The 19,788-nt window shown below is 60.5% G+C and carries 16 protein-coding genes; 8 read left to right on the forward strand and 8 right to left on the reverse strand.

Annotated features, from left to right (window positions below):
• Positions 1-78 precede the first annotated feature (78 nt).
• The 3 genes from brnQ to ACP39K_RS16055 all read right to left on the reverse strand — a co-directional run bounded on the left by brnQ (position 79) and on the right by ACP39K_RS16055 (position 2,845).
• A complete protein-coding gene (gene brnQ / locus ACP39K_RS16045) occupies positions 79-1,401 on the reverse strand; it encodes a branched-chain amino acid transport system II carrier protein (RefSeq protein ID WP_016930038.1) in 1,323 nt (440 codons plus the stop codon).
• A gap of 199 nt (positions 1,402-1,600) precedes the next feature.
• Positions 1,601-2,482, reverse strand: a complete 882-nt coding sequence (locus ACP39K_RS16050) for a 2OG-Fe dioxygenase family protein (protein WP_028127702.1) — start codon at positions 2,480-2,482, stop codon at positions 1,601-1,603.
• A 30-nt stretch (positions 2,483-2,512) separates the two neighbouring features.
• Positions 2,513-2,845, reverse strand: a complete 333-nt coding sequence (locus ACP39K_RS16055) for a tRNA-binding protein (RefSeq protein WP_004931561.1) — start codon at positions 2,843-2,845, stop codon at positions 2,513-2,515.
• A 287-nt stretch (positions 2,846-3,132) separates the two neighbouring features.
• On the opposite strand from ACP39K_RS16055, the gene ACP39K_RS16060 reads away from it, so the two are divergent.
• From ACP39K_RS16060 to ACP39K_RS16075, 4 genes are all read left to right on the forward strand, one after another.
• The gene (locus ACP39K_RS16060) at positions 3,133-4,050 is read left to right on the forward strand and encodes a DMT family transporter (RefSeq protein ID WP_016930036.1); all 918 of its coding nucleotides are present in this window, start codon (positions 3,133-3,135) and stop codon (positions 4,048-4,050) included.
• A gap of 169 nt (positions 4,051-4,219) precedes the next feature.
• Entirely contained in the window at positions 4,220-5,308 is a 1,089-nt protein-coding gene (locus ACP39K_RS16065; RefSeq protein ID WP_497008711.1) for an ABC transporter substrate-binding protein, read from the forward strand.
• Positions 5,309-5,386: 78 nt separating this feature from the next.
• Positions 5,387-7,156 carry an ABC transporter permease gene (locus ACP39K_RS16070; RefSeq protein WP_033639426.1) on the forward strand — a complete coding sequence of 590 codons (1,770 nt, stop codon included), beginning with the start codon at positions 5,387-5,389 and terminating at the stop codon, positions 7,154-7,156.
• The gene (locus ACP39K_RS16075) at positions 7,149-8,219 is read left to right on the forward strand and encodes an ABC transporter ATP-binding protein (protein ID WP_497008677.1); all 1,071 of its coding nucleotides are present in this window, start codon (positions 7,149-7,151) and stop codon (positions 8,217-8,219) included. Before ACP39K_RS16070 ends, ACP39K_RS16075 begins: the two co-directional genes overlap by 8 nt.
• Positions 8,220-8,249: 30 nt before the next feature.
• Here the strand turns inward: ACP39K_RS16075 and ACP39K_RS16080 are convergent, their stop codons facing one another.
• From ACP39K_RS16080 to ACP39K_RS16100, 5 genes are all read right to left on the reverse strand, one after another.
• Complete coding sequence (locus ACP39K_RS16080) at positions 8,250-9,215, reverse strand: PDR/VanB family oxidoreductase (RefSeq protein ID WP_197788010.1); 966 nt, start codon at positions 9,213-9,215, stop codon at positions 8,250-8,252.
• A 41-nt stretch (positions 9,216-9,256) separates the two neighbouring features.
• Positions 9,257-10,705, reverse strand: a complete 1,449-nt coding sequence (locus ACP39K_RS16085) for an NAD-dependent succinate-semialdehyde dehydrogenase (protein WP_033639429.1) — start codon at positions 10,703-10,705, stop codon at positions 9,257-9,259.
• A 45-nt stretch (positions 10,706-10,750) separates the two neighbouring features.
• Positions 10,751-11,875 carry an aromatic ring-hydroxylating oxygenase subunit alpha gene (locus ACP39K_RS16090; protein WP_033639430.1) on the reverse strand — a complete coding sequence of 375 codons (1,125 nt, stop codon included), beginning with the start codon at positions 11,873-11,875 and terminating at the stop codon, positions 10,751-10,753.
• A gap of 26 nt (positions 11,876-11,901) precedes the next feature.
• A complete protein-coding gene (locus ACP39K_RS16095) occupies positions 11,902-13,512 on the reverse strand; it encodes a BCCT family transporter (RefSeq protein ID WP_049190615.1) in 1,611 nt (536 codons plus the stop codon).
• A gap of 364 nt (positions 13,513-13,876) precedes the next feature.
• Entirely contained in the window at positions 13,877-14,962 is a 1,086-nt protein-coding gene (locus ACP39K_RS16100) for a tartrate dehydrogenase (RefSeq protein WP_497008678.1), read from the reverse strand.
• An 82-nt stretch (positions 14,963-15,044) separates the two neighbouring features.
• On the opposite strand from ACP39K_RS16100, the gene ACP39K_RS16105 reads away from it, so the two are divergent.
• From ACP39K_RS16105 to fbaA, 4 genes are all read left to right on the forward strand, one after another.
• Positions 15,045-16,004 (forward strand): LysR substrate-binding domain-containing protein, encoded by a 960-nt coding sequence (locus ACP39K_RS16105; RefSeq protein WP_272491432.1) that lies wholly within the window; start codon positions 15,045-15,047, stop codon positions 16,002-16,004.
• Positions 16,005-16,315: 311 nt separating this feature from the next.
• Complete coding sequence (gene epd / locus ACP39K_RS16110; RefSeq protein ID WP_004931582.1) at positions 16,316-17,332, forward strand: erythrose-4-phosphate dehydrogenase; 1,017 nt, start codon at positions 16,316-16,318, stop codon at positions 17,330-17,332.
• A 70-nt stretch (positions 17,333-17,402) separates the two neighbouring features.
• Complete coding sequence (pgk, locus tag ACP39K_RS16115) at positions 17,403-18,566, forward strand: phosphoglycerate kinase (RefSeq protein WP_025160206.1); 1,164 nt, start codon at positions 17,403-17,405, stop codon at positions 18,564-18,566.
• 116 nt (positions 18,567-18,682) lie between these two features.
• The gene (fbaA, locus tag ACP39K_RS16120; protein ID WP_004931586.1) at positions 18,683-19,762 is read left to right on the forward strand and encodes a class II fructose-bisphosphate aldolase; all 1,080 of its coding nucleotides are present in this window, start codon (positions 18,683-18,685) and stop codon (positions 19,760-19,762) included.
• The last annotated feature ends 26 nt before the right edge of the window (positions 19,763-19,788 follow it).

Raw genomic sequence — 19,788 nt, forward strand, 5'->3', positions numbered from 1 at the left:
TTGAAGTAAGCGGTCTGGCGCAAGCCGATAAAAAAGCCGGTCATCATGACCGGCTTTTTTTATGGGCGGAAATCGCGCTTACGACGCGGCATTGGCGCTTTCGACGCCGCGCAACCGGTCGTAAGCCGCCGCCAGCAACAGCACCAGCAGCGTAGGCTGCAGCCAGACCAGCCCCTGTTCGGCCAGCGGCAGCTTATCGAACCAGGCGGGCAGCAGGCCGCTGAAGCTGGAAGCCTTCAGGCCGTCGGCCAAGCCAAACACCAGGCTGGTGGCGATCACCGGCGCGAAGACGCGCCTGGCGCTGCGCCAGCGGTTCTGGCTGAAGCTGAGCAACACCAGCGCGATGCAGGGCGGGTAGATCGCCGTCAGCACCGGCAGCGAGACGCGGATCAGATTGGCCAGCCCCATGTTGGAGACCAGCATGGCGAAGAGGGCGAGGATCACCACCAGCGTGCGGTAAGAGAGCGGCAGGTAGCGGGAGAAGAAGTCCGCGCAGGCGCAGGTCATGCCGACCGCCGTCACCAGGCAGGCGATGAACATCAGCACCGCCATAAAGACGCTGCCCAGATCGCCGAAGGTGTGCTGTACATAGGCGTGCAGGATTGCCGCGCCATCCTGAGCGCCGTTCTCGATCAGGCTACCGCTGCCGGCGCCGAGTTTGAACATGCAGATATAGACCAGCGTCAGGCCGACGCCGGCGATCAGGCTGGCCCACAGCGTATAACGCAGCAGCAACCCGCTGTCGCTGACGCCGCGCGAGCGGGCGGCGGTAACGATAATCGAACCGAACATCAGCGCCGACAGCGTGTCCATGGTTTGATAACCCTGTACGAAGCCGGTGGAAAACGCCGAGGCTTGATAGCTGCCGACGGCGGAGAGCGGCGCGCCTGCGGGCCAGACCAGGGCGGCGATGCCGAGCGCGGCCAGCGCCAGAATTTTCAGCGGCGCCAGAATATGGCCGACGTTATCGAGCAACCGTCCGGGATAAAGCGACACAATCATCGCCAGGGTAAAGAACAGCAGGCTGTAGATGAACTGCGGCAGGGCGCCGTCGCCGGTGAAAGGCGCAATGCCGAGGGCGAAAGAGACATTGGCGGTTCGCGGCGTGGCGAACAGCGGGCCGAGCGCCAGATAGCAGACGGTCGCCAGCAGCAAACCGGCGGTGCGGCCGATGGGGCCGGTCAGCAGGCTGATGCTGCCGCCGACGCGCGCCAACGCGATCACGGCGATCACCGGCAGGGCGACGGCGGTCACCATAAACCCGATAGCGGCCGGCCACAGATGTTCGCCGGACTGCAGTCCCACCAGCGGCGGGAAGATGATGTTGCCGGCGCCGACAAACAGGGCAAAGGTCATAAAGCCCAGGGCGATAATGTCTTTCGGGGATAAACTCTTGGTCATAACGGTATGGCACTGCCTGTATTCATGAAATAAACGGCCTGCCTGCAGAGGGCTGGCGCGTGGGGCAGCGAGCGCCCGCAAAAATTTTCGTCCGGCAGGATATAATAATTCGGCGACAAAAACCTGATTAATCCAGCGCTGTTTATCCTTGCGTGAACCGGCCGCACAGATGCATCCTGGCGGCCGGCCCGGCAGCGCGTTAGCTTGCGCGCGCCACCATGTCTATCGACAGCGGGATTTCGATATGCGGTTTAAAAGAGTCATACGCGAAGGAGACGTGGCCGTCTTCGACCGGTTTACGGGTGAAAAAGATCAGCATATCGCGGGTTGAATTCTTACGTTTGTCCTGCGCTTCCACCGGTGAGAGGCTGTGTTTGCGCTCATGGTCGACAATCAGCAGGGTATCGAGGAAATGCCGATGCTGTATTGCGCCCAAAATCCATTCCGGCCGGGCCCGATCGAATTTGATCCCGCTGGTTTCGCGCATATCGTGAATAAAGGTCTTGGCGCTGTCGTCGGTCATGTTGTCGCAGCCGAGGAAGGTCGTCATGGTGTGGTCGACGCCGTCGCTGTGCACGCCTTCCAGCGCCGGTTCGCCCAGCATCTGCGGCGTGGTGACGGTGCGCAGGTTGAACACCGTGCAGACGAACTTGTTGATCTCCTGATTAAGCCGGGGGCGCGGCGTCACGCTCACGCCATCGATCACGTAGGCTTTGAATTTCATCAGCGCCTGAAATGCCGTATTCAACTGCAGATCGTCGTTGATGCCGCGGAAATGGCGCACCTTTCCCGAATCGTAGCGGATGAAGTCTTCCTCGACCGAGAGCACGAAAGGCTGGAACTCCAGCCGCTCAATCCGGGCGCGATCGAAGTCGAAACAGAAACGGCCGTTTCTGGACTTGCGGAAAGGCAGCGTGGGATCGTCCGCCAGATTGGCGCTGACCTGCTGCAGCCTGGCGAAATCTTCCGGCCGCGCGCCCAGCGCCAGCAGGATTGCCTGCATGGTAGCGCCGGGGATAAAGGCTGAACGGTGTTCCTGGTATGCTTTCTTAACTTCATCAAGCAGAGATAACTGTCGCATTTCTCGGAGGCCTCACGAATGATGGGGCGGTTATAAAATCTTGCTGCCGATCTCCACGTCGAAATCGGGTTTCAGCAAGACGGTGCCTTGATCCCTGGTGACCGCGGCAAGAACCAGCACTTCGGATTTAAATCCGGCAACCCGCCTGGCGGGGAAATTAACGACGGAGATGACTTTTCTGCCAAGCAGATCATCTTCCTGATAGTTTTCGCATAATTGCGCCGAACTGTTTTTAATGCCAATTTCCTCGCCGAAATCAATGCGCAGCTTATAGGCGGGTTTTAACGCCTTGTCGTTATATTCCACGGAAATAATTTCGCCAATACGCATATCCAGTTTCATAAAATCAGTGATTTCGGCCATGAGTCAGTCCCGTTAATTAAATGGCTTCAGAAAGGCTAGCAAAGGGGAATTATCCCGACAATGTCGCCGATAGGGGAATATTTATACCTGATGTAGCAATTAATTTACATTATCGTAACGTAGCGCAATTAATTATAAGCTCGATGAATTATATGAAATTGAAACTTCATTATTCACCGGTAATTATGTGCGCCACCTGAACTTGGGCGTTCGCTCGGCACTGTTAAGCCCGTGTTAAATTGGTTAGTATGCCCTCATTCATCAACCGCATTCTTTCAGGTAGTGATATGGAAATAACCCCGCGTGAAAAACGCGATCGGCGAAAGGCATTTATCGCGCCGTTTTTCCTGATATTAATTTGGTCGACGGGTTTTATTGCCGCGCGTGCGGTGGCGGATCATGCCGATCCCAACCTTTTCCTGACCTTTCGCTTTTTGATCGCCGCCGCGGTATTCGCTTTGCTGGCATTGCATTGCGCCTGGCCCAAGGGGCGGCAGTTCGTGATGCACCTGCTGACCGGCATGTTGATGAATGGCGTTTATCTCGCTGCAAGCTGGTGGGCGGTGGCGAACGGCCTGGCGGCCGGGGTGATGTCGCTGATCGGCGGATTGCAGCCGTTGTTCACCGCGCTGATTTTCGCGTTGGTGCTGCGCAAATCGATAGGGTTACGCTCCTGGGCCGGGCTGGCGGTCGGTTTTATCGGCGTTGCGCTGGTGCTCTCCCCTCGACTGACCGGTATCGACGTCGGCAATATGGCGCTGTTGCCGATCCTGATGGGGTTTGGCAGCATCGTCGCGCTGACGATCGGCATCATGGTGCAGAAGTCTTCGCTGGCGGCGGCCGATCTGCGGGCGGCGGGCGCCATTCAGCACCTCGGCGCCGCGATCGTGACCGGCGCGTTGGCGGCCGTGATGGGCTCCGGCGCCTGGGACAATTCGCCGACGCTGTGGTTCTCGCTGCTGTGGTCGGCCGGCGTGTTGTCGCTGGGCGGCACCGCGCTGTTTATCTGGATGGTGCGCCACGGCGATTTGACTCGCATTACCGCGCTGATGTTGCTGGTGCCGCCGGCGGCGGCGCTGCAGGCTTACGCGCTGTTTGGCGAGGCGCTGTCGCTGGTGCAGTTGGCGGGGTTTGCCCTGACCCTGCTGGGGGTCGCCATCGTACAGCGAATTCGCCTGCTGCGGCGTTCTCGCCTGGCCGAATAGTTTGCGACAGGAAGCGCCGTAAAGCCCGCGCTGCCGGGCTTTTTTATTGGCTGAAAAACGTCCAACCTCACAAAACCGAAAGATAACAAAGCAACGCCGTTGCCTCGTCACAGTTATTAACTATATGTTAATTTTTAGTTTATTAAATGTGATCAGGGGATGGATGATGATGATGAAAAAAATCAGCGCGACCGTAGCGGCAATCACTTTGTTGGGCTCCGTTTCCGCCTATGCGGCCTTCCCGGCGGGCTACCCCGCCGACTACCAGAAACTGGTCGACGGCGCGAAGAAAGAAGGCAAGGTGGTGATTTACTCGACCACCGACACCAAGGCGGCGGCGCCGCTGATCCAGGGGTTCGAGGCGTTGTATCCGGGCATCAAGGTCGAATACAACGACATGAACAGCACCGAACTGTATAACCGCTTTATCAGCGAGCAGGCGGCCGGCGGCACCAGCGGCGACGTGGTGTGGAGTTCGTCGATGGACACCATTTTGAAACTGGCGGGCGATTACGCGCAGGAATACGCCTCTCCCGAGCAGGCTCAACTGCCGAAATGGGCGGTATGGCAAGATAAGGTGTATGGCACCACCTATGAGCCGGTGGTGTTTATCTATAACAAACGCCTGATCCCGCAAGGCGATGTGCCGGATTCGCATGCGGCGCTGGCCAAGCTGATCGCCGGCCAGACGGACAAATTCAAGAAGAAAGTCACCACCTACGACATCGAAAAATCCGGCGTCGGCTTCATGCTGTCGGTGCAGGACTTCAAGGCCGATCCTAACTACTTCAAAACGCTGGCCGACGTGGCCAAGGGTGGCCTGGCGGTGCAATCCTCCACCGGCACCATGATGGAACGCGTTTCCTCCGGTGAAAACCTGATCGGCTTCAATATCCTCGGTTCATACGCCGAGGCCCGCGCCAAGAGCGATCCGTCGCTCGGCATCGTCTATCCGAAAGACTATACCCTGGTGCTGTCGCGCGTGAGCTTCATCGGCAAAGAGGCCGGCAACCCTAACGCCGCCAAGCTGTGGTTTGACTATGTGCTGTCGGAGAAAGGGCAAAATATTCTCGCCAATCAGGCGGATATCCCCTCGATCCGCAACGACATCGAAGGCAAGAACGACATCGATGGCATGACCAAGCTGTTGGGTAACGGGCTCAAACCGATCCCGGTCGATGACAGCCTGCTGGAATATCTGCAGCCGGCCAAGCGTCTCGACTATATCAAACAATGGCGCGCCGCCGCGGCGAAATAACAGGGACTGCATTCGGACGCGCGCCTATCGCACGGGCACGCGCCCTTTGGTCGTCGTTTACAACCATAGGGAGCATTTATGCAAGCATGGCGCAGAAAGTGGCAGAGTCTGCCGCGCGGCCTGGTGGTGTTGATAACCGCGCTGGTTATCTATGTCCCCCTGTCGTTTATCATCATTCAAAGCTTCCTCTCGGCACCGTTTTTCTCTCCTTCCAAGGTTTTCAGCCTTGAGGCCTTCGAGTTCATCTTTACCGATCCGGATTTCTACAAGGCGCTGAAAAGCGGCTTTATTTTGGCATTCGGCCTGGTGATTATCGCCATCCCGCTCGGCGGTGTTTTGGCCTTCCTGATGGTGCGCACCGATCTGCCGGGGCGGCGGATCATCGAACCGCTGATTCTGGTGCCGATCTTCGTGTCGCCGATGGTGCTGGGTTTCGGTTACGTGGTGGCGGCGGGACCGGTAGGTTTCTTCTCGCTGTGGGCGGAGGCGCTGCTGGGCTTCGTGCCGTGGAACATCTACTCAATGGCCAGCATCGTGGTGATAGCCGGATTGACGCACGTGCCTCACGCGTATCTGTACATCTCCTCGGCGCTGCGCAGCGTGGGCTCCGACGTTGAAGAAGCGGCGCGCACCGCCGGCGCCACGCCGCTGCAAGTGATGACCGCCGTCAGTCTGCCGATGGTGCGGCCGTCTATCTTGTACGCCGGGGTGCTGTTGTTCTTCCTCGGGCTGGAAGTGTTCGGCCTGATGCTGGTGTTGGGTGATCCGGAAGGCAACCTGGTGCTGGCGACCTACCTGTACCAGTTGACCAACAAGCTGGGCACGCCGTCTTACCATCTGATGGCGGCGGTGGCGGTGGTGCTGATTTGCATCACTATTCCGTTGGTGATGCTGCAGCGCCGGCTGATGCGCACCGCTAATCGCTTTGTCACCGTCAAGGGCAAAGCCTCGCAGGCCCGCGCGCTGCCGCTCGGCAAATGGCGCTGGGTGGCCGGCGCGGTGGTGGTGTTCTGGCTGACCGTGACCATCGGCGTGCCGCTGATCGGCGTGGTGCTGCGCGCCTTTATCTCTAACTGGGGCGTGGGCGTGTCTGTCTGGGACGAGCTGTCGATCAACACCTTCCGCACCATCTGGGCGCAGCCCAACCTGCTGCGCGCCATCGTCAACTCGATGGCGATCGGGGTGATCGGCGGGGCGCTGGCGGTGGCGTGCTACCTGTTTATCGGCATCGCCATGCACCGCAAGCCGGATGGCGCCACGCGCTTCCTCGACTACAGCGTACTGGTGCCGCGCGCGGTGCCGGGGCTGTTGGCCGGTCTGGCATTCCTGTGGGTGTTCCTGTTCTTGCCGATGTGGCTGGACAAATCGCTCAAGGAGGGCTGGTTGTCGGCGTTGCCGATGGCCGAGTGGCTGCGTGCCAACTGGATTGTCTGGCTGCGTTCGCTGCGCAGCACTATCTTCAGCGTCTGGCTGGCTTACACCGTGGTATGGATGGCCTACGGCCTGAGGCTGATCTCTTCCACGTTGCTGCAGGTGGGGCCGGAGCTGGAAGAGGCGGCGCGCAGCGCCGGCGCCAGCCGCGGCCAGATCACCCGCCACGTCACCATTCCGCTGTCGCGCTATGGCCTGATCGGCTCTTGGCTGCTGATGTTCCTGATTTTTGAACGCGAATATTCCACCGGGGTGTATCTGCTGTCTCCGGGCACGGAAACCATCGGCTCGATGCTGGTTTCTCTGTGGGCCGCGGGCGCTATCGATATCGTCGCCGCGCTGTCGTTCATCAATATCCTGCTGGTGGTGCTGGGGCTGGGGATCGCCTTGCGCTTTGGAGTGAAATTACATGATTGAACTTTCGGTAGAGAATCTGCATTTGACCTATGGCGACAACCCGGTGCTGAAAGGGGTGTCGATGGATCTGAAACGGGGTGAGGTGGTCTCGCTGCTGGGCCCGTCGGGCAGCGGCAAAACCACGCTGCTGCGGGCGGTGGCCGGGCTGGAGAAACCGAGCCAAGGGCGGATCGTCATCGGCAATAACCCCGTGTACAACGGCAGCGCGCGCAGCGAAATTCCCGCCGAAGAGCGCAACCTGGGGCTGGTGTTTCAGTCCTATGCCCTGTGGCCGCATAAAACGGTGTTTGAGAACGTCGCTTACCCGCTGAAGCTGCGTAAGACCGCCTCGGCGGAAATCGCCCAGCGGGTGCAGGCGGTGCTGGATCAGCTCGGGTTGGGGCATCTGGCCAAGCGGCACCCGCACCAGCTTTCCGGCGGCCAGCAGCAGCGCGTGGCGATCGGGCGTGCGCTGGTCTACAACCCGCCGGTGATCCTGCTGGATGAGCCGCTGTCCAATCTCGACGCCAAGCTGCGCGAAGAGGCGCGGGTATTCCTGCGCGAGCTGATCATCAAGCTCGGTCTGTCGGCGCTGATGGTGACCCACGATCAGAACGAGGCGATGGCCATTTCCGATCGCATCCTGCTGCTCAATAACGGCAAAATCGAACAACAGGGCACGCCGCAGGAGATGTACGGTTCACCCACCACGCTGTTCACCGCCGAGTTCATGGGCAGCAACAACCGCTTGCCGGGCAAGGTTGTTGCGCTGGAAGGCGACCGGGCGCGCATCGAAGGCAAGGATTGGGCGCTGTGGGGCAAAGTGGGCGCCGGCGTGCAGGTTGGGCAGGAGGGCACGGCGGTGATCCGCGTGGAGCGCGTGCGGTTGGGCGAAGATCCGCAGGGCAACCAGCTTGAGCTGCCGTTGCTGACCAGCATGTATCTCGGCGATCGCTGGGAATACCTGTTCCGCACCGTGGCCGAAGATTTCGTGGTGCGCGCCTATGGCCACGAGGCGCGCGATCGGGCGCTGTGCCGGCTCTCCCTGCCGGCCGATCATCTGTGGATATTCCCGAAAGCCTAATCAGGACGCCCGCTGATGCGGGCGTTCCGTTTACAAATCCAGCACCAGTCGGCTGCCTTTGGCGCGCGAGCAGCAGATCAACAGGGTTTGCTGCGCCGCGCGTTCTTCGTCGCTGAGATACTGATCGCGGTGGTCGGCTTCCCCCTCGACGATGCGGGTTTCGCAGGTGCCGCAAATGCCTTCGCGGCACAGACACTCGACCCTGGCCGCCTTGCTGTTTTCCAGCGCCTGCAGGATGGTCATGTCTTCCGCCACTTCAAGTTCAATACCCGACCGGGCCAGCACCAGCGTAAAGGCGCCGCCCGCCGTGTCTTCGGCAGCGAAGGCTTCGCTGTGTAAACGCGCGGCGTCGATACCCCGTTCGGCGGCGGTCCGGTAGACCGCTTCGTTCAGCGCCCTCGGGCCGCAGACGTAGATATGGGCGCCGGGTTCCACGTCGGCCAGCGTGCGCGCCAGATCCAACCGGCCGCCAAGGCTGGAGACATGGCAACTGACGTTGTCGGTGAATGGCGCTTGCGTCAGCTGCTGCTGGAAGGCGTTGTGTTCCTCGCTGTGGAAGCAGTAGTGCAGATGGTAGCGTTGGCCGCTGCGTTGCAGCTCATGCAGATGGGCCATAAACGGCGTGATGCCGATGCCGCCGGCGATCAACACGTGATGCTGTGCCTCCGGCGCCAGCGCGAACAGGTTATTCGGGGTGCTGATGGTCAGCGTATCGCCGACCGCCAGCCGGTCATGCATGAAGTCAGAACCGCCTTTGGAAGGAGACTCGCGCCGAACGGCGATCTGGTAACGGTCGAGCTCGAACGGTGAGCTGAGCAGCGAGTAAGCGTTGCTGTAGCGCTTCTCGCCGTCCTGCATTTGCACGATGATGTGGCTGCCGCCGCTGAAGGCGGGCAGCGGCCGGCCTTGCGGATCCGCCAGAGTAAAGCGCTTGACCTGTGCGGTGACGGTTTCGATGTCGACGACGCGAACATCAAGCATCTGATAGCTGGTCATTCATTGGCTCCAAAGCGCGGGCGTCCCCGCGCATAAAAAAGTTATACCGCCTGGCACAGGTATTTGAGCTCCAGATAGTCTTCGATGCCGTATTCGGAGCCTTCACGCCCCAGGCCCGACTGTTTCACTCCGCCGAACGGCGCGACCTCGTTGGAGATAAGCCCGGTATTGATACCGACCATGCCGTACTCCAGCCGCTCCGAAACGCGCCATATGCGCGCCGCATCGCGGGTGTAGAAGTAGGCGGCCAATCCGTAGATGGTGTCATTGGCCTGGCGGATCGCCTCGGCTTCGTCATCGAACACCACCAGCGGCGCGACCGGGCCGAAGATCTCTTCTTCCAGCAGCAGCGAACCGGGTTGCACGTCGCCCAGCACCGTCGGGGTGAAGAAATTGCCGCCCAGCGCGTGCGGCGTGGCGCCGGTCAGCACCTGAGCGCCTTTGCTCAGCGCGTCATCGAGCAGCTCCACCACCTTGTCGCGCGCCTTGCGGTTGATCAGCGGGCCGATCTGCACGCCAGGTTCGAAACCGTTGCCAACCTGCAGCGCCGCTACGCGGGCGACAAACTTCTCGGCGAACTGCGGGTAAACGCCGCGCTGCACGTAGAAACGGTTGACGCAGACGCAGGTCTGCCCGGCGTTGCGATATTTGGCGATCAGCGCGCCTTCCACTGCGGCATCGATGTCCGCATCGTCAAACACGATGAACGGCGCGTTGCCGCCCAGCTCCAGCGACACTTTCTTGATGGTGTCCGAGCTTTGGCGCATCAGCAGGCGGCCCACCGGCGTGGAGCCGGTAAAGCTCAGCTTGCGCACCTGCGGGTTGCGGGTCAGCTCGGCGCCGATCGCCTGCGAGTTGCCGGTCACCACGTTGAACACCCCGGCGGGAATGCCGGCGCGCTCGGCCAGTTCGGCCATCGCCAGCGCTGAATAAGGGGTTTCGTTGGCGGGTTTGACCACCAGCGTACAGCCGGCCGCCAGCGCCGGTGCGGCCTTTCGGGTGATCATCGCCGCTGGGAAGTTCCAGGGCGTGATCGCCGCGCACACGCCGATGCCCTGTTTCAGCACCATCAGGCGTTTATCGCCGCTTGGCGAGGGAATGATGTCGCCGTTGGTGCGTTTGGCCTGTTCGGCGAACCATTCGATAAAGGAGGCGGCGTAGCGGATTTCGCCCAGCGATTCCGCCAGTGGTTTGCCTTGTTCCAGCGTCATCAGGCTGGCCAGATCCTGCTGGTGTTCCAGCATCAGTTCGAACCAGCGGCGCAGCAGCTGCGCGCGCTGTTGCGCCGGCAGCGCGCGCCAGCCTTCCAGCGCCTGCTGGGCGGCGTCGATCGCCCGTTGGGTTTCGGCCGTCGCCATGTTGGGCACGCTGCCGATGAGTTGGCCGGTGGCGGGATCGCTCACCGGCAGGGTTTCCTGGTTGTCGGCGTCGCGCCATTGGCCGTTGATGTAGGCCTGTTGGCGGAATAGCGCCCGATCGGAAATATTCACGAGAACCTCACAAGTCTGGGGGAGGGGCCATTGGGCCCCGTCGCATCAGGGTTGATAAACCTGCGCCAGCAGGTTGTGGAAGTGGGCGATGCCGTGCTCGCTGACGCCGCTGCCGGCGCCGTCGGCCATGATGCGCCCCTGCCCGCGATAGCCGCGCGATTTGAGGCCTTTTTGCACGCTCTCCACCAGCCGCAAATCTTCCGGGCGGAACACGTCGCGGTACCAGTCGATCAGTTTGAGCTGTTCGTCGCTCAAATCGGCGTTGGTGAAGTAGATGTCGTAGTGCTGCAGGGTAGTTTCCGCATCGACCGGGAACTCATAGATCACCGTCATCATGCCTTCCAGCGGCGGCATGTTGAACATGGTGCACGGCCACAGCCAGATGCCGTGGAAGCTGGCTTCTTTACCCTCTTCAAACTTGAACGACTGCTCGGAAGGGCGGGCGTAGCCGAACTGCAGCGTCCAGTTGCCGTGCAGGGTGTGCCAGTAGCGGTCGACCTGCACCGAGTCGGCGAAGCCGGGGTGCGCCGGGCCGCAGTGGTAGCACTCGAGGTAGTTGTCGACGATGTTCTTCCAGTTGGCCGGAGTGCGGGTGACGAAACGCGCCGCCAGCTTGAGATCGTCGACCTGCGGGCAGGCCTCGCGCACTTTGGCGCCGAGGCCCGGCAACTGGTCTTCCACCGTGCCGGCCTGCGAGTCCAGATTGACGTAAATAAACCCGGCGTACTCTTCGACCCGCACCGGCACCAGGTGCGAGTTTTCCTTATCAAAGTTCTGCACGTTTTCGCAGTTGCGCGCGTGCGCCAGTTCGCCGTCCAGCTTGAACGCCCAGGCGTGATAAGGGCAGGTGATGACGTTTTTCGCCCGGCCGTCGCCCGCCAGCAGTTGGTGGCCGCGGTGCGGGCAAACGTTGTAAAAGGCGCGCAGCACCTTGTCGCGGCCGCGCACCACCAGAATGTTTTCACCGATGATCTCGCGGGTGATGTAGTCGTTCGGTTCGGCGAGCTCGCTGCGGTGCGCCACGCAAATCCAGCTGGTGGCGAACACCTGCTCTTTTTCGTGCTCGAACGCCGCCTGGTGGGTATAGAACCGGGCCGGAATGGTGTAAGCCTCACGGGCGTCGGCGCAGAAATCTTTCGGTAAGGTAAATTCAGGGATCAGAGTGCTCATAAGTTAACCTTCCTCTTTTCTTATTGTCATTTCGCCATAGGGCGCGGTTGATACGACGATGGAGCGGAGAGTTCGGCGGTCGCCGGCGCGTCGGGCAGCGCCGGCGGGCTGCTTTCGATCAGGTGCGCCGGGATGGCCGCGTAGTCCTGCTTCAGCCAGCGGGCAAAGCCGTAGGTTTTCACCAGCAGTACCAGCAGGAACGGCAGCGCGGTCAGGATCACCGTGGTTTTCATGGTGTCCAGCGAGGCGCCGGTAAACAGGATCGACAGCGGGATCAGGGTGATCACCACGCACCAGAACAGGCGCAGCATCGGGCTGGGATCTTGCCCCTCCTGCAGGTTGCGGGTGCTGGTGGCGGCCATGGTGTAGGCCACCGCGTCCATGTGCGAGGCCAGGAAAATGATCATGATGAACAGATAGGCGGCCAGGAACAGCTTGCCGAGCGGCAGCGCCGTCAGCAGCATCTGCACGGCGGTTTCGCCGCCCTGGGTGCTGAGGATCTCCGGCACGTTGAGCTGCCCGCTGATGAACTGGTGCATGGCGTAGCTTTCCAGCGAACCGAAGAAGAACCAGCAGCCGAGGGTGCTGCCGAGCAGCAGCGCCCAGATCACTTCTTTAATCTTGCGGCCGCGCGAGACGCGGGTGACGAACATCGCCACGCCCGGGGTATAGGAGATCCACCACAGCCAGTAGAACACCGTCCAGCTGCGGCTGAAGCTGCCATCGCCCATCGGATCGGTGAACAGGCTCATCTGCAGGAAGTTTTGCGCCGTCAGGCCGATGGCGTTGATGGTGTTGTTGATGGTGAACTCGGTGGGGCCGACCAGCAGCACCAGCCCGGCGAAGGCGAAAGCGCCCCAGCCGACCATTTTGCTCAGGCGCTGCATGCCGCCGTCGATGCCGATGTAAGAGCTGAGACAGAAGATCACCGCCGCCAGCAGGATCACCGTCGCCTGCACCGCGAAGTTATCCGGGATGCCGGTCAATGCCGTCAGCCCGCGGGTAAAGGTGGAGGCCGTCAGCACCAGCGAAATGGTGAGGGCGCCGACGGTGGCGACCAGGAAGATCAGATCCACCAACCGCCCGATCGGGCCGTTGGCGCGCACGCCGGTGATGGCGGAAATGATCCCCGACAGGCTGAGCCCTTTGTTCTTACGCACGTGGAAGTGGTAGGCCATGATCAGCGAGGCGAGGGCGTAGGTCGCCCAGGCGCTCAGGCCCCAGTGGAAGAAGGAGTAGCTGATGCTGTATTCCAGCGCCTTCGGGGTGCGCGGCGCGATGTTCAGCCCCGGTGTCTGGTAATAATACGCCCATTCCATCACCCCCCAGTACAGGGTGGACGAGCCCAGGCCGGCGCAGATGAACATGAACAGCCAGGCCAGCGTGGAGTATTGCGGTTTGCCTTCGCCGAGGCGGATGTTGCCGTATTTGCTCAACGCCAGATACAGCACCACCAGCAGGGCGATCAGCACCAGGATTTGAATGGTTGAACCGAACAGCCGGGTGACGCCGTTGAAAATGGTGTTGGCGATAAGCGCGGATTGGGCCGGAAAGAGCATCAGGCAAATGGCGATCAGCGCAATACTGCACAGGCTGATGGCGATGAGCGTGACATCCTTTTTAGGATTGCTCTGCATGGGAGTGAACTCCTGTTATCGGTGGTGGGCCGGTGCGCGAAGCGTAGGGTGCGCCCGGGCCTTGTTGGTTTGAACCCTTTGTTTTGTTACACCGCGAGGAGCAAGCGCCCCGGCGGAACGCCGCCGGAAATGTTTACTCTTCATTAACATTTTTGAGTGTGCACAAATTACAGGAGGGCCACAATTGGGGCATCTGTAAAAGGATAAAACACAGTATGTAAACAATTTGTTGTGATCTTGACCGGGGTATTGGCGTGCTTTCTGGGGTGATTTTCAGTGGATTTGCGGCGGCGATCGAAGCGGAAAAACGGACGTGGCAAAGCAGGGCGCGAAAGGGCGCCCTGCGCAGGAAAATCAACGGCGTTTAGCGTTGCAGCAGGGCGGCGATCGCCTGGCCGACTTGCTGGGTGGAGGCGCCGCCCCGCATATCCGGCGTGCGCGGCCCGTCGGCGATAATGTGCTCAATCGCCTGCAGGATGCCGTCGTGCGCCTGGCGGTAGCGAGCATCGCCGTCGCCGAGGAAGTCCAGCATCATCGCGCCGCTCCAGATCATGGCGATCGGGTTGGCGATGTTTTTGCCGAAAATGTCCGGCGCCGAGCCGTGTACCGGCTCGAACAGCGACGGGAAGTTGCGCTCCGGGTTCAGGTTGGCCGACGGCGCGATGCCGATGGTGCCGGTGCAGGCCGGGCCGAGATCCGACAAAATATCGCCGAACAGGTTGGAGGCCACCACCACGTCGAAGCGTTCGGGGTTCAGCACGAAGCGCGCGCACAGAATATCGATGTGCTGTTTGTCCCAGGCGATATCAGGGTATTGGCGCGCCATCTCCGCCACGCGCTCATCCCAGTACGGCATGCTGATGGCCATGCCGTTGGACTTGGTGGCTGCAGTCAGGCGCTTGCGCGGGCGCTGCTGCGCCAGCTCGAAGGCGTACTTCAGGATGCGGTCCACGCCCTGACGGGTGAAGACCGATTCCTGGATCACCATCTCGCGATCGGTGCCTTCGAACATCCGTCCGCCGAGCGAGGAGTACTCTCCTTCAGTATTTTCGCGCACCACGTAGAAATCGATATCGCCCGGCTGTTTGTTCGCCAGCGGGCAGGGCACGCCGGGAAACAGCCGTACCGGGCGCAGGTTGACGTACTGCTCGAAGTCGCGGCGAAATTTCAGCAGTGAACCCCACAGCGAAATGTGATCGGGCACCGTATCCGGCCAGCCGACGGCGCCGAAATAGATGGCGTCGAAGCCCTTGAGCTGTTCAAACCAATCGTCCGGCATCATCTGGCCGTGGTGCTGGTAGTAGTCGCAGCTGGCCCACTCGAAGGTGTCGAATTCCAGCGACAGATCCCAGCGCGCTGCCGCCGCCTGCAATACTCGTATGCCTTCCGGCAACACTTCCCGCCCGATACCGTCCCCGGGGATGGCGGCAATCTTGTAAGTTTTGCTCATACAGAGGTCTCATTTGTAGGTAGGGGAGATTGACAACACTGCTATCCTATAATTGACTAACTGTTAATCAATCGCGAAAACGGTGAAACATAAAACACGAATCATGAACAATATGCCGATCCTGAGTGACCTGCGGGTGTTCGTGCTGGTGGCGCGCCGCGCCGGGTTCGCCGCCGCCGCCGAAGAGCTGGGCGTTTCGCCGGCCTTTATCAGCAAGCGCATTGCGTTGCTGGAAAAGGCGCTGGACGTGTCATTGCTGCACCGCACCACGCGGCGGGTGGCGATCACCGAAGACGGTGAACGCATCTACGAATGGGCGCAGCGCATTCTCAACGATGTCGATCAGATGATGGACGAGTTGTCCGAGGTGCGTCAGGCACCGCAGGGCATGCTGCGGGTGGTCAGCAGCTTCGGCTTCGGCCGGCGTTTCGTGGCGCCGGCGCTGTCGGCGCTGGCGCGGCAGTACCCGCAGCTGGAGCTGCGGCTCGACGTGTCCGATCGGCTGGTGGATCTGGTCAGCGAAGGATTCGATCTGGATATCCGCATCGGCGACGATATCGCCCCCAATTTGATTGCGCGCAAGCTGGCGGACAATCAGCGCATCCTGTGTGCTTCGCCGGCATACCTGCAGCGCCACGGCGTGCCGAAAAATCCGGCTGAGCTGGCGGGCCGCACTTGTTTGGTGATCAAGGAACGCGATCACCCGTTCGGGCTGTGGCGGCTGCAGGGGCCGGGCGGCGAAGAGACGGTGAAGGTGACAGGGGCGCTGGCGTCGAACCACGGCGAAATCGTGCACCAGTGGTGCCTGGACGGGCAGGGCGTCGCGCTGCGTTCCGCCTGGGACGTGAAAGAGAACATCGACAGCGGCAGGTTGGTGCACATCCTGCCGGAGTATTATCAGCCGGCCAACATCTGGGCGGTATACGTTTCCCGGCTGGCAACGTCGGCGAAAGTGCGAGTGACGGTCGAATTTTTGCGCGACTATTTCCGCGAGCACTACGGCGAAACGGGGCCGGCGAGCGAAAATCCACCGCGGCCTTAAGGCCAAAAATGTGCGCCAGATCATCTTATGCTCGTAAAACTCCCCTCCGTTACCTGAGGAACTGTTGCACCTGTTTCTTTTGCCAAAACTTTGGTTTATGCTCAGCTGAAGCGTTTCAGTTGAAGCACTCTTCGACAGAAATGCCGATGTGAAGGCGGCGAAAAGCCGCTGAAGCGCGGGAATAATGCAAACTCGGCGATTCACAGCGGGCGGTGCGATCCACTACTCTATGCGGGTTAGTGAGACAACCAGTCAGCGCCGGGCGGCGCCGGTGAGTCACCCGGCGTGGACGGCCCTTTTTCAGGAGCAGCATGACCATCCGCATAGCGATAAACGGCTTTGGCCGCATCGGCCGCAGCGTATTGCGCGCACTGTACGAATCGGGACGACGAGCGGAAATCTCCGTGGTGGCGATCAACGAGCTGGCGAACGCCGAAGGCATGGCCCATCTGCTGAAGTACGATTCCAGCCACGGCCGCTTCGCCTGGGATGTGCGGCAAGAGTGCGACACGCTGAGCGTCGGAGACGACGCGATTCGCCTGTTGCATCAGCCGGCGGTGGAGCAGTTGCCCTGGGGCGAGCTGGGCGTCGACGTGGTGTTGGACTGCAGCGGCGTGTACGGCAGCCGGGCGGATGGCGAAGCCCATCTGGCGGCGGGGGCGAAGAAAGTGCTGTTCGCCCATCCGGGCGGCAACGATCTGGACGCCACCATCGTGTTCGGCGTCAATCATCAGACGCTGCTGGCGGAACACCGCATCGTGTCCAACGCCTCGTGCACCACCAACTGCATTATTCCGGTGATCAAGCTGCTGGATGACGCCTACAGCATCGAATCCGGCACCGTGACCACCATTCACTCGGCGATGAACGATCAGCCGGTGATCGACGCGTATCACGCGGATTTGCGGCGTACCCGCGCGGCGAGCCAGTCGATCATTCCGGTCGATACCAAGCTGGCTGCGGGCATCACCCGTATCTTCCCGCAGTTTTGCGATCGCTTCGAGGCGATCTCGGTGCGCGTGCCGACCATCAACGTGACGGCTATCGATCTCAGCGTCAGCGTGAGCGCCGCGGTGAAGGTGGCGGAGGTCAACCAGCTGTTGCAAAAGGCCGCACGGGAATCATTTCGTGGTATAGTTGACTACACGGAATTACCATTGGTCTCGATCGATTTTAACCATGACCCGCACAGCGCTATCGTCGACGGTACGCAGACTCGGGTCAGCGGGCAGCACCTGATAAAGACCTTGGTCTGGTGCGACAATGAATGGGGCTTTGCCAATCGGATGTTGGATACAACACGGGCAATGGCCGCCAGCGGTTTCTAGTACGGCGGCGCCGGCGTGATTGGCGCGCTGCTCAGGCAATTTTATAGAGATTCAATAAAGAGGGTTCACCATGTCTGTAATTAAGATGACCGATCTGGATCTGGCGGGTAAACGCGTACTGATCCGCTCCGATCTGAACGTGCCGGTAAAAGACGGTAAAGTGACTTCCGACGCGCGTATCCGCGCTTCCCTGCCGACTATCGAAGCTGCGCTGAAGCAAGGCGCCCGCGTGATGGTAACCTCCCACCTGGGTCGTCCTACCGAAGGCGAGTACAACGAAGAATTCTCCCTGCTGCCTGTGGTCAACTACCTGAAAGACCACCTGAAATCCCCAGTGCGTCTGGCGAAGGATTATCTGGATGGCGTCGACGTCGCCGAAGGCGAACTGGTGGTGCTGGAAAACGTCCGCTTCAACAAGGGCGAGAAGAAAGACGACGAAACCCTGTCCAAGAAATACGCGGCGCTGTGCGACGTGTACGTGATGGATGCATTCGGCACCGCGCACCGCGCGCAGGCTTCCACCCACGGCGTGGGCAAGTTCGCGCCTGTCGCCTGTGCCGGCCCGCTGCTGTCCGCCGAACTGGAAGCGCTGGGCAAAGCGCTGGGCAACCCGGCCCGTCCGATGGTCGCCATCGTGGGCGGTTCTAAAGTGTCCACCAAACTGACCGTGCTGGATTCCCTGTCCAAAATCGCCGATCAGCTGATCGTCGGCGGCGGCATCGCCAACACCTTCGTGGCGGCGCAGGGCAACAACGTGGGCCAGTCCCTGTACGAACCTGACCTGATCCCGAACGCGCAGAAACTGCTGGAAACCTGCGACATTCCGGTGCCGACCGACGTGCGCGTAGCGACCGAGTTCTCCGAAACCGCAACCGCGACCGTGAAGCAGGCCAACGAGATCCAGGACAACGAGCAAATTCTGGATATGGGCGACGTCTCTGCCGAGCGTCTGGCCGTTATCCTGAAGAACGCCAAGACCATTCTGTGGAATGGCCCGGTTGGCGTATTCGAGTTCCCTAACTTCCGTAAGGGCACCGAAATTGTCGCCCGCGCGATCGCCGATAGCGACGCTTTCTCTATCGCTGGCGGCGGCGACACTCTGGCAGCCATCGATCTGTTCGGTATCGCTGACAAAATTTCCTACATCTCCACCGGCGGTGGCGCATTCCTGGAATTCGTTGAAGGGAAACCGCTGCCTGCAGTCGTGATGCTGGAAGAGCGCGCTAAGCAGTAATTCAGACAACGGGAGGCGAAAGCCGCCCGTTTGTTTTATACCGCGCGGCTAACGCTGCGCGGCGTGAAAACATCGATTTACATCCATCTACGGCCGACGAAACAGGACAAAGTAACATGTCTAAAATTTTTGATTTCGTAAAACCGGGTGTCATCACGGGTGATGACGTTCAGAAAGTCTTCGCAGTTGCTAAAGAGAACAACTTTGCGCTGCCAGCGGTAAACTGCGTGGGTACCGACTCCATCAACGCAGTGCTGGAAGCCGCGGCTAAAGTGCGCGCGCCGGTCATCGTTCAGTTCTCCAACGGCGGCGCCGCGTTCATCGCCGGCAAAGGCGTGAAGACCGATGTGCCGCAGGGCGCAGCGATTCTGGGCGCCATCTCTGGCGCACACCACGTTCACCAGATGGCTGAACACTACGGCGTGCCGGTGATCCTGCACACCGACCACTGCGCGAAGAAACTGCTGCCATGGCTGGACGGCCTGCTGGACGCCGGCGAGAAGCACTTCGCCGCTACCGGCAAACCGCTGTTCTCTTCCCACATGATCGATCTGTCTGAAGAGTCTCTGGAAGAAAACATCGAGATCTGCAGCGCCTACCTGAAGCGCATGGCCAAAATCGGCATGACGCTGGAAATCGAACTGGGCTGCACCGGCGGTGAAGAAGACGGCGTGGACAACAGCCATATGGACGCTTCCGCACTGTACACCCAGCCGGAAGACGTGGCTTACGCGTACGAAAAACTGAACGCCATCAGCCCGCGCTTCACCATCGCAGCTTCCTTCGGTAACGTGCACGGCGTGTACAAGCCAGGCAACGTTAAGCTGACTCCGACCATCCTGCGCGATTCTCAGAAATACGTTTCCGAGAAATTCAACCTGCCGCATAACAGCCTGAACTTCGTGTTCCACGGCGGCTCCGGTTCCAGCGATGCGGAAATCAAAGAGTCCGTCAGCTACGGCGTGATCAAGATGAACATCGATACCGATACCCAATGGGCGACCTGGGACGGCATCCTGCAGTACTACAAAGCGAACGAAGCTTACCTGCAGGGCCAGCTGGGCAACCCGAAAGGCGCCGATCAGCCGAACAAGAAATACTACGATCCACGCGTATGGCTGCGCGCAGCGCAGACCAGCATGGTGACGCGTCTGGAGCAGGCTTTCAAAGATCTGAACGCGGTAGACGTTCTGTAATCTTCGGCACCTGTTGCACGATGCAA

The organism is Serratia sp. EC4, assembly GCF_059652115.1.

What these genes read in the sequence shown, in the direction of transcription:
- ACP39K_RS16050 (WP_028127702.1), bottom strand. Translation starts at nt 2,482, where the DNA reads ATGCGACAGTTATCTCTGCTTGATGAAGTTAAGAAAGCATACCAGGAA.
- pgk (WP_025160206.1), top strand. Translation starts at nt 17,403, where the DNA reads ATGTCTGTAATTAAGATGACCGATCTGGATCTGGCGGGTAAACGCGTA.
- brnQ (WP_016930038.1), bottom strand. Translation starts at nt 1,401, where the DNA reads ATGACCAAGAGTTTATCCCCGAAAGACATTATCGCCCTGGGCTTTATG.
- ACP39K_RS16090 (WP_033639430.1), bottom strand. Translation starts at nt 11,875, where the DNA reads ATGAGCACTCTGATCCCTGAATTTACCTTACCGAAAGATTTCTGCGCC.
- ACP39K_RS16100 (WP_497008678.1), bottom strand. Translation starts at nt 14,962, where the DNA reads ATGAGCAAAACTTACAAGATTGCCGCCATCCCCGGGGACGGTATCGGG.
- ACP39K_RS16060 (WP_016930036.1), top strand. Translation starts at nt 3,133, where the DNA reads ATGGAAATAACCCCGCGTGAAAAACGCGATCGGCGAAAGGCATTTATC.
- ACP39K_RS16070 (WP_033639426.1), top strand. Translation starts at nt 5,387, where the DNA reads ATGCAAGCATGGCGCAGAAAGTGGCAGAGTCTGCCGCGCGGCCTGGTG.
- fbaA (WP_004931586.1), top strand. Translation starts at nt 18,683, where the DNA reads ATGTCTAAAATTTTTGATTTCGTAAAACCGGGTGTCATCACGGGTGAT.
- ACP39K_RS16075 (WP_497008677.1), top strand. Translation starts at nt 7,149, where the DNA reads ATGATTGAACTTTCGGTAGAGAATCTGCATTTGACCTATGGCGACAAC.
- ACP39K_RS16065 (WP_497008711.1), top strand. Translation starts at nt 4,220, where the DNA reads ATGATGAAAAAAATCAGCGCGACCGTAGCGGCAATCACTTTGTTGGGC.
- ACP39K_RS16080 (WP_197788010.1), bottom strand. Translation starts at nt 9,215, where the DNA reads ATGACCAGCTATCAGATGCTTGATGTTCGCGTCGTCGACATCGAAACC.
- epd (WP_004931582.1), top strand. Translation starts at nt 16,316, where the DNA reads ATGACCATCCGCATAGCGATAAACGGCTTTGGCCGCATCGGCCGCAGC.
- ACP39K_RS16095 (WP_049190615.1), bottom strand. Translation starts at nt 13,512, where the DNA reads ATGCAGAGCAATCCTAAAAAGGATGTCACGCTCATCGCCATCAGCCTG.
- ACP39K_RS16055 (WP_004931561.1), bottom strand. Translation starts at nt 2,845, where the DNA reads ATGGCCGAAATCACTGATTTTATGAAACTGGATATGCGTATTGGCGAA.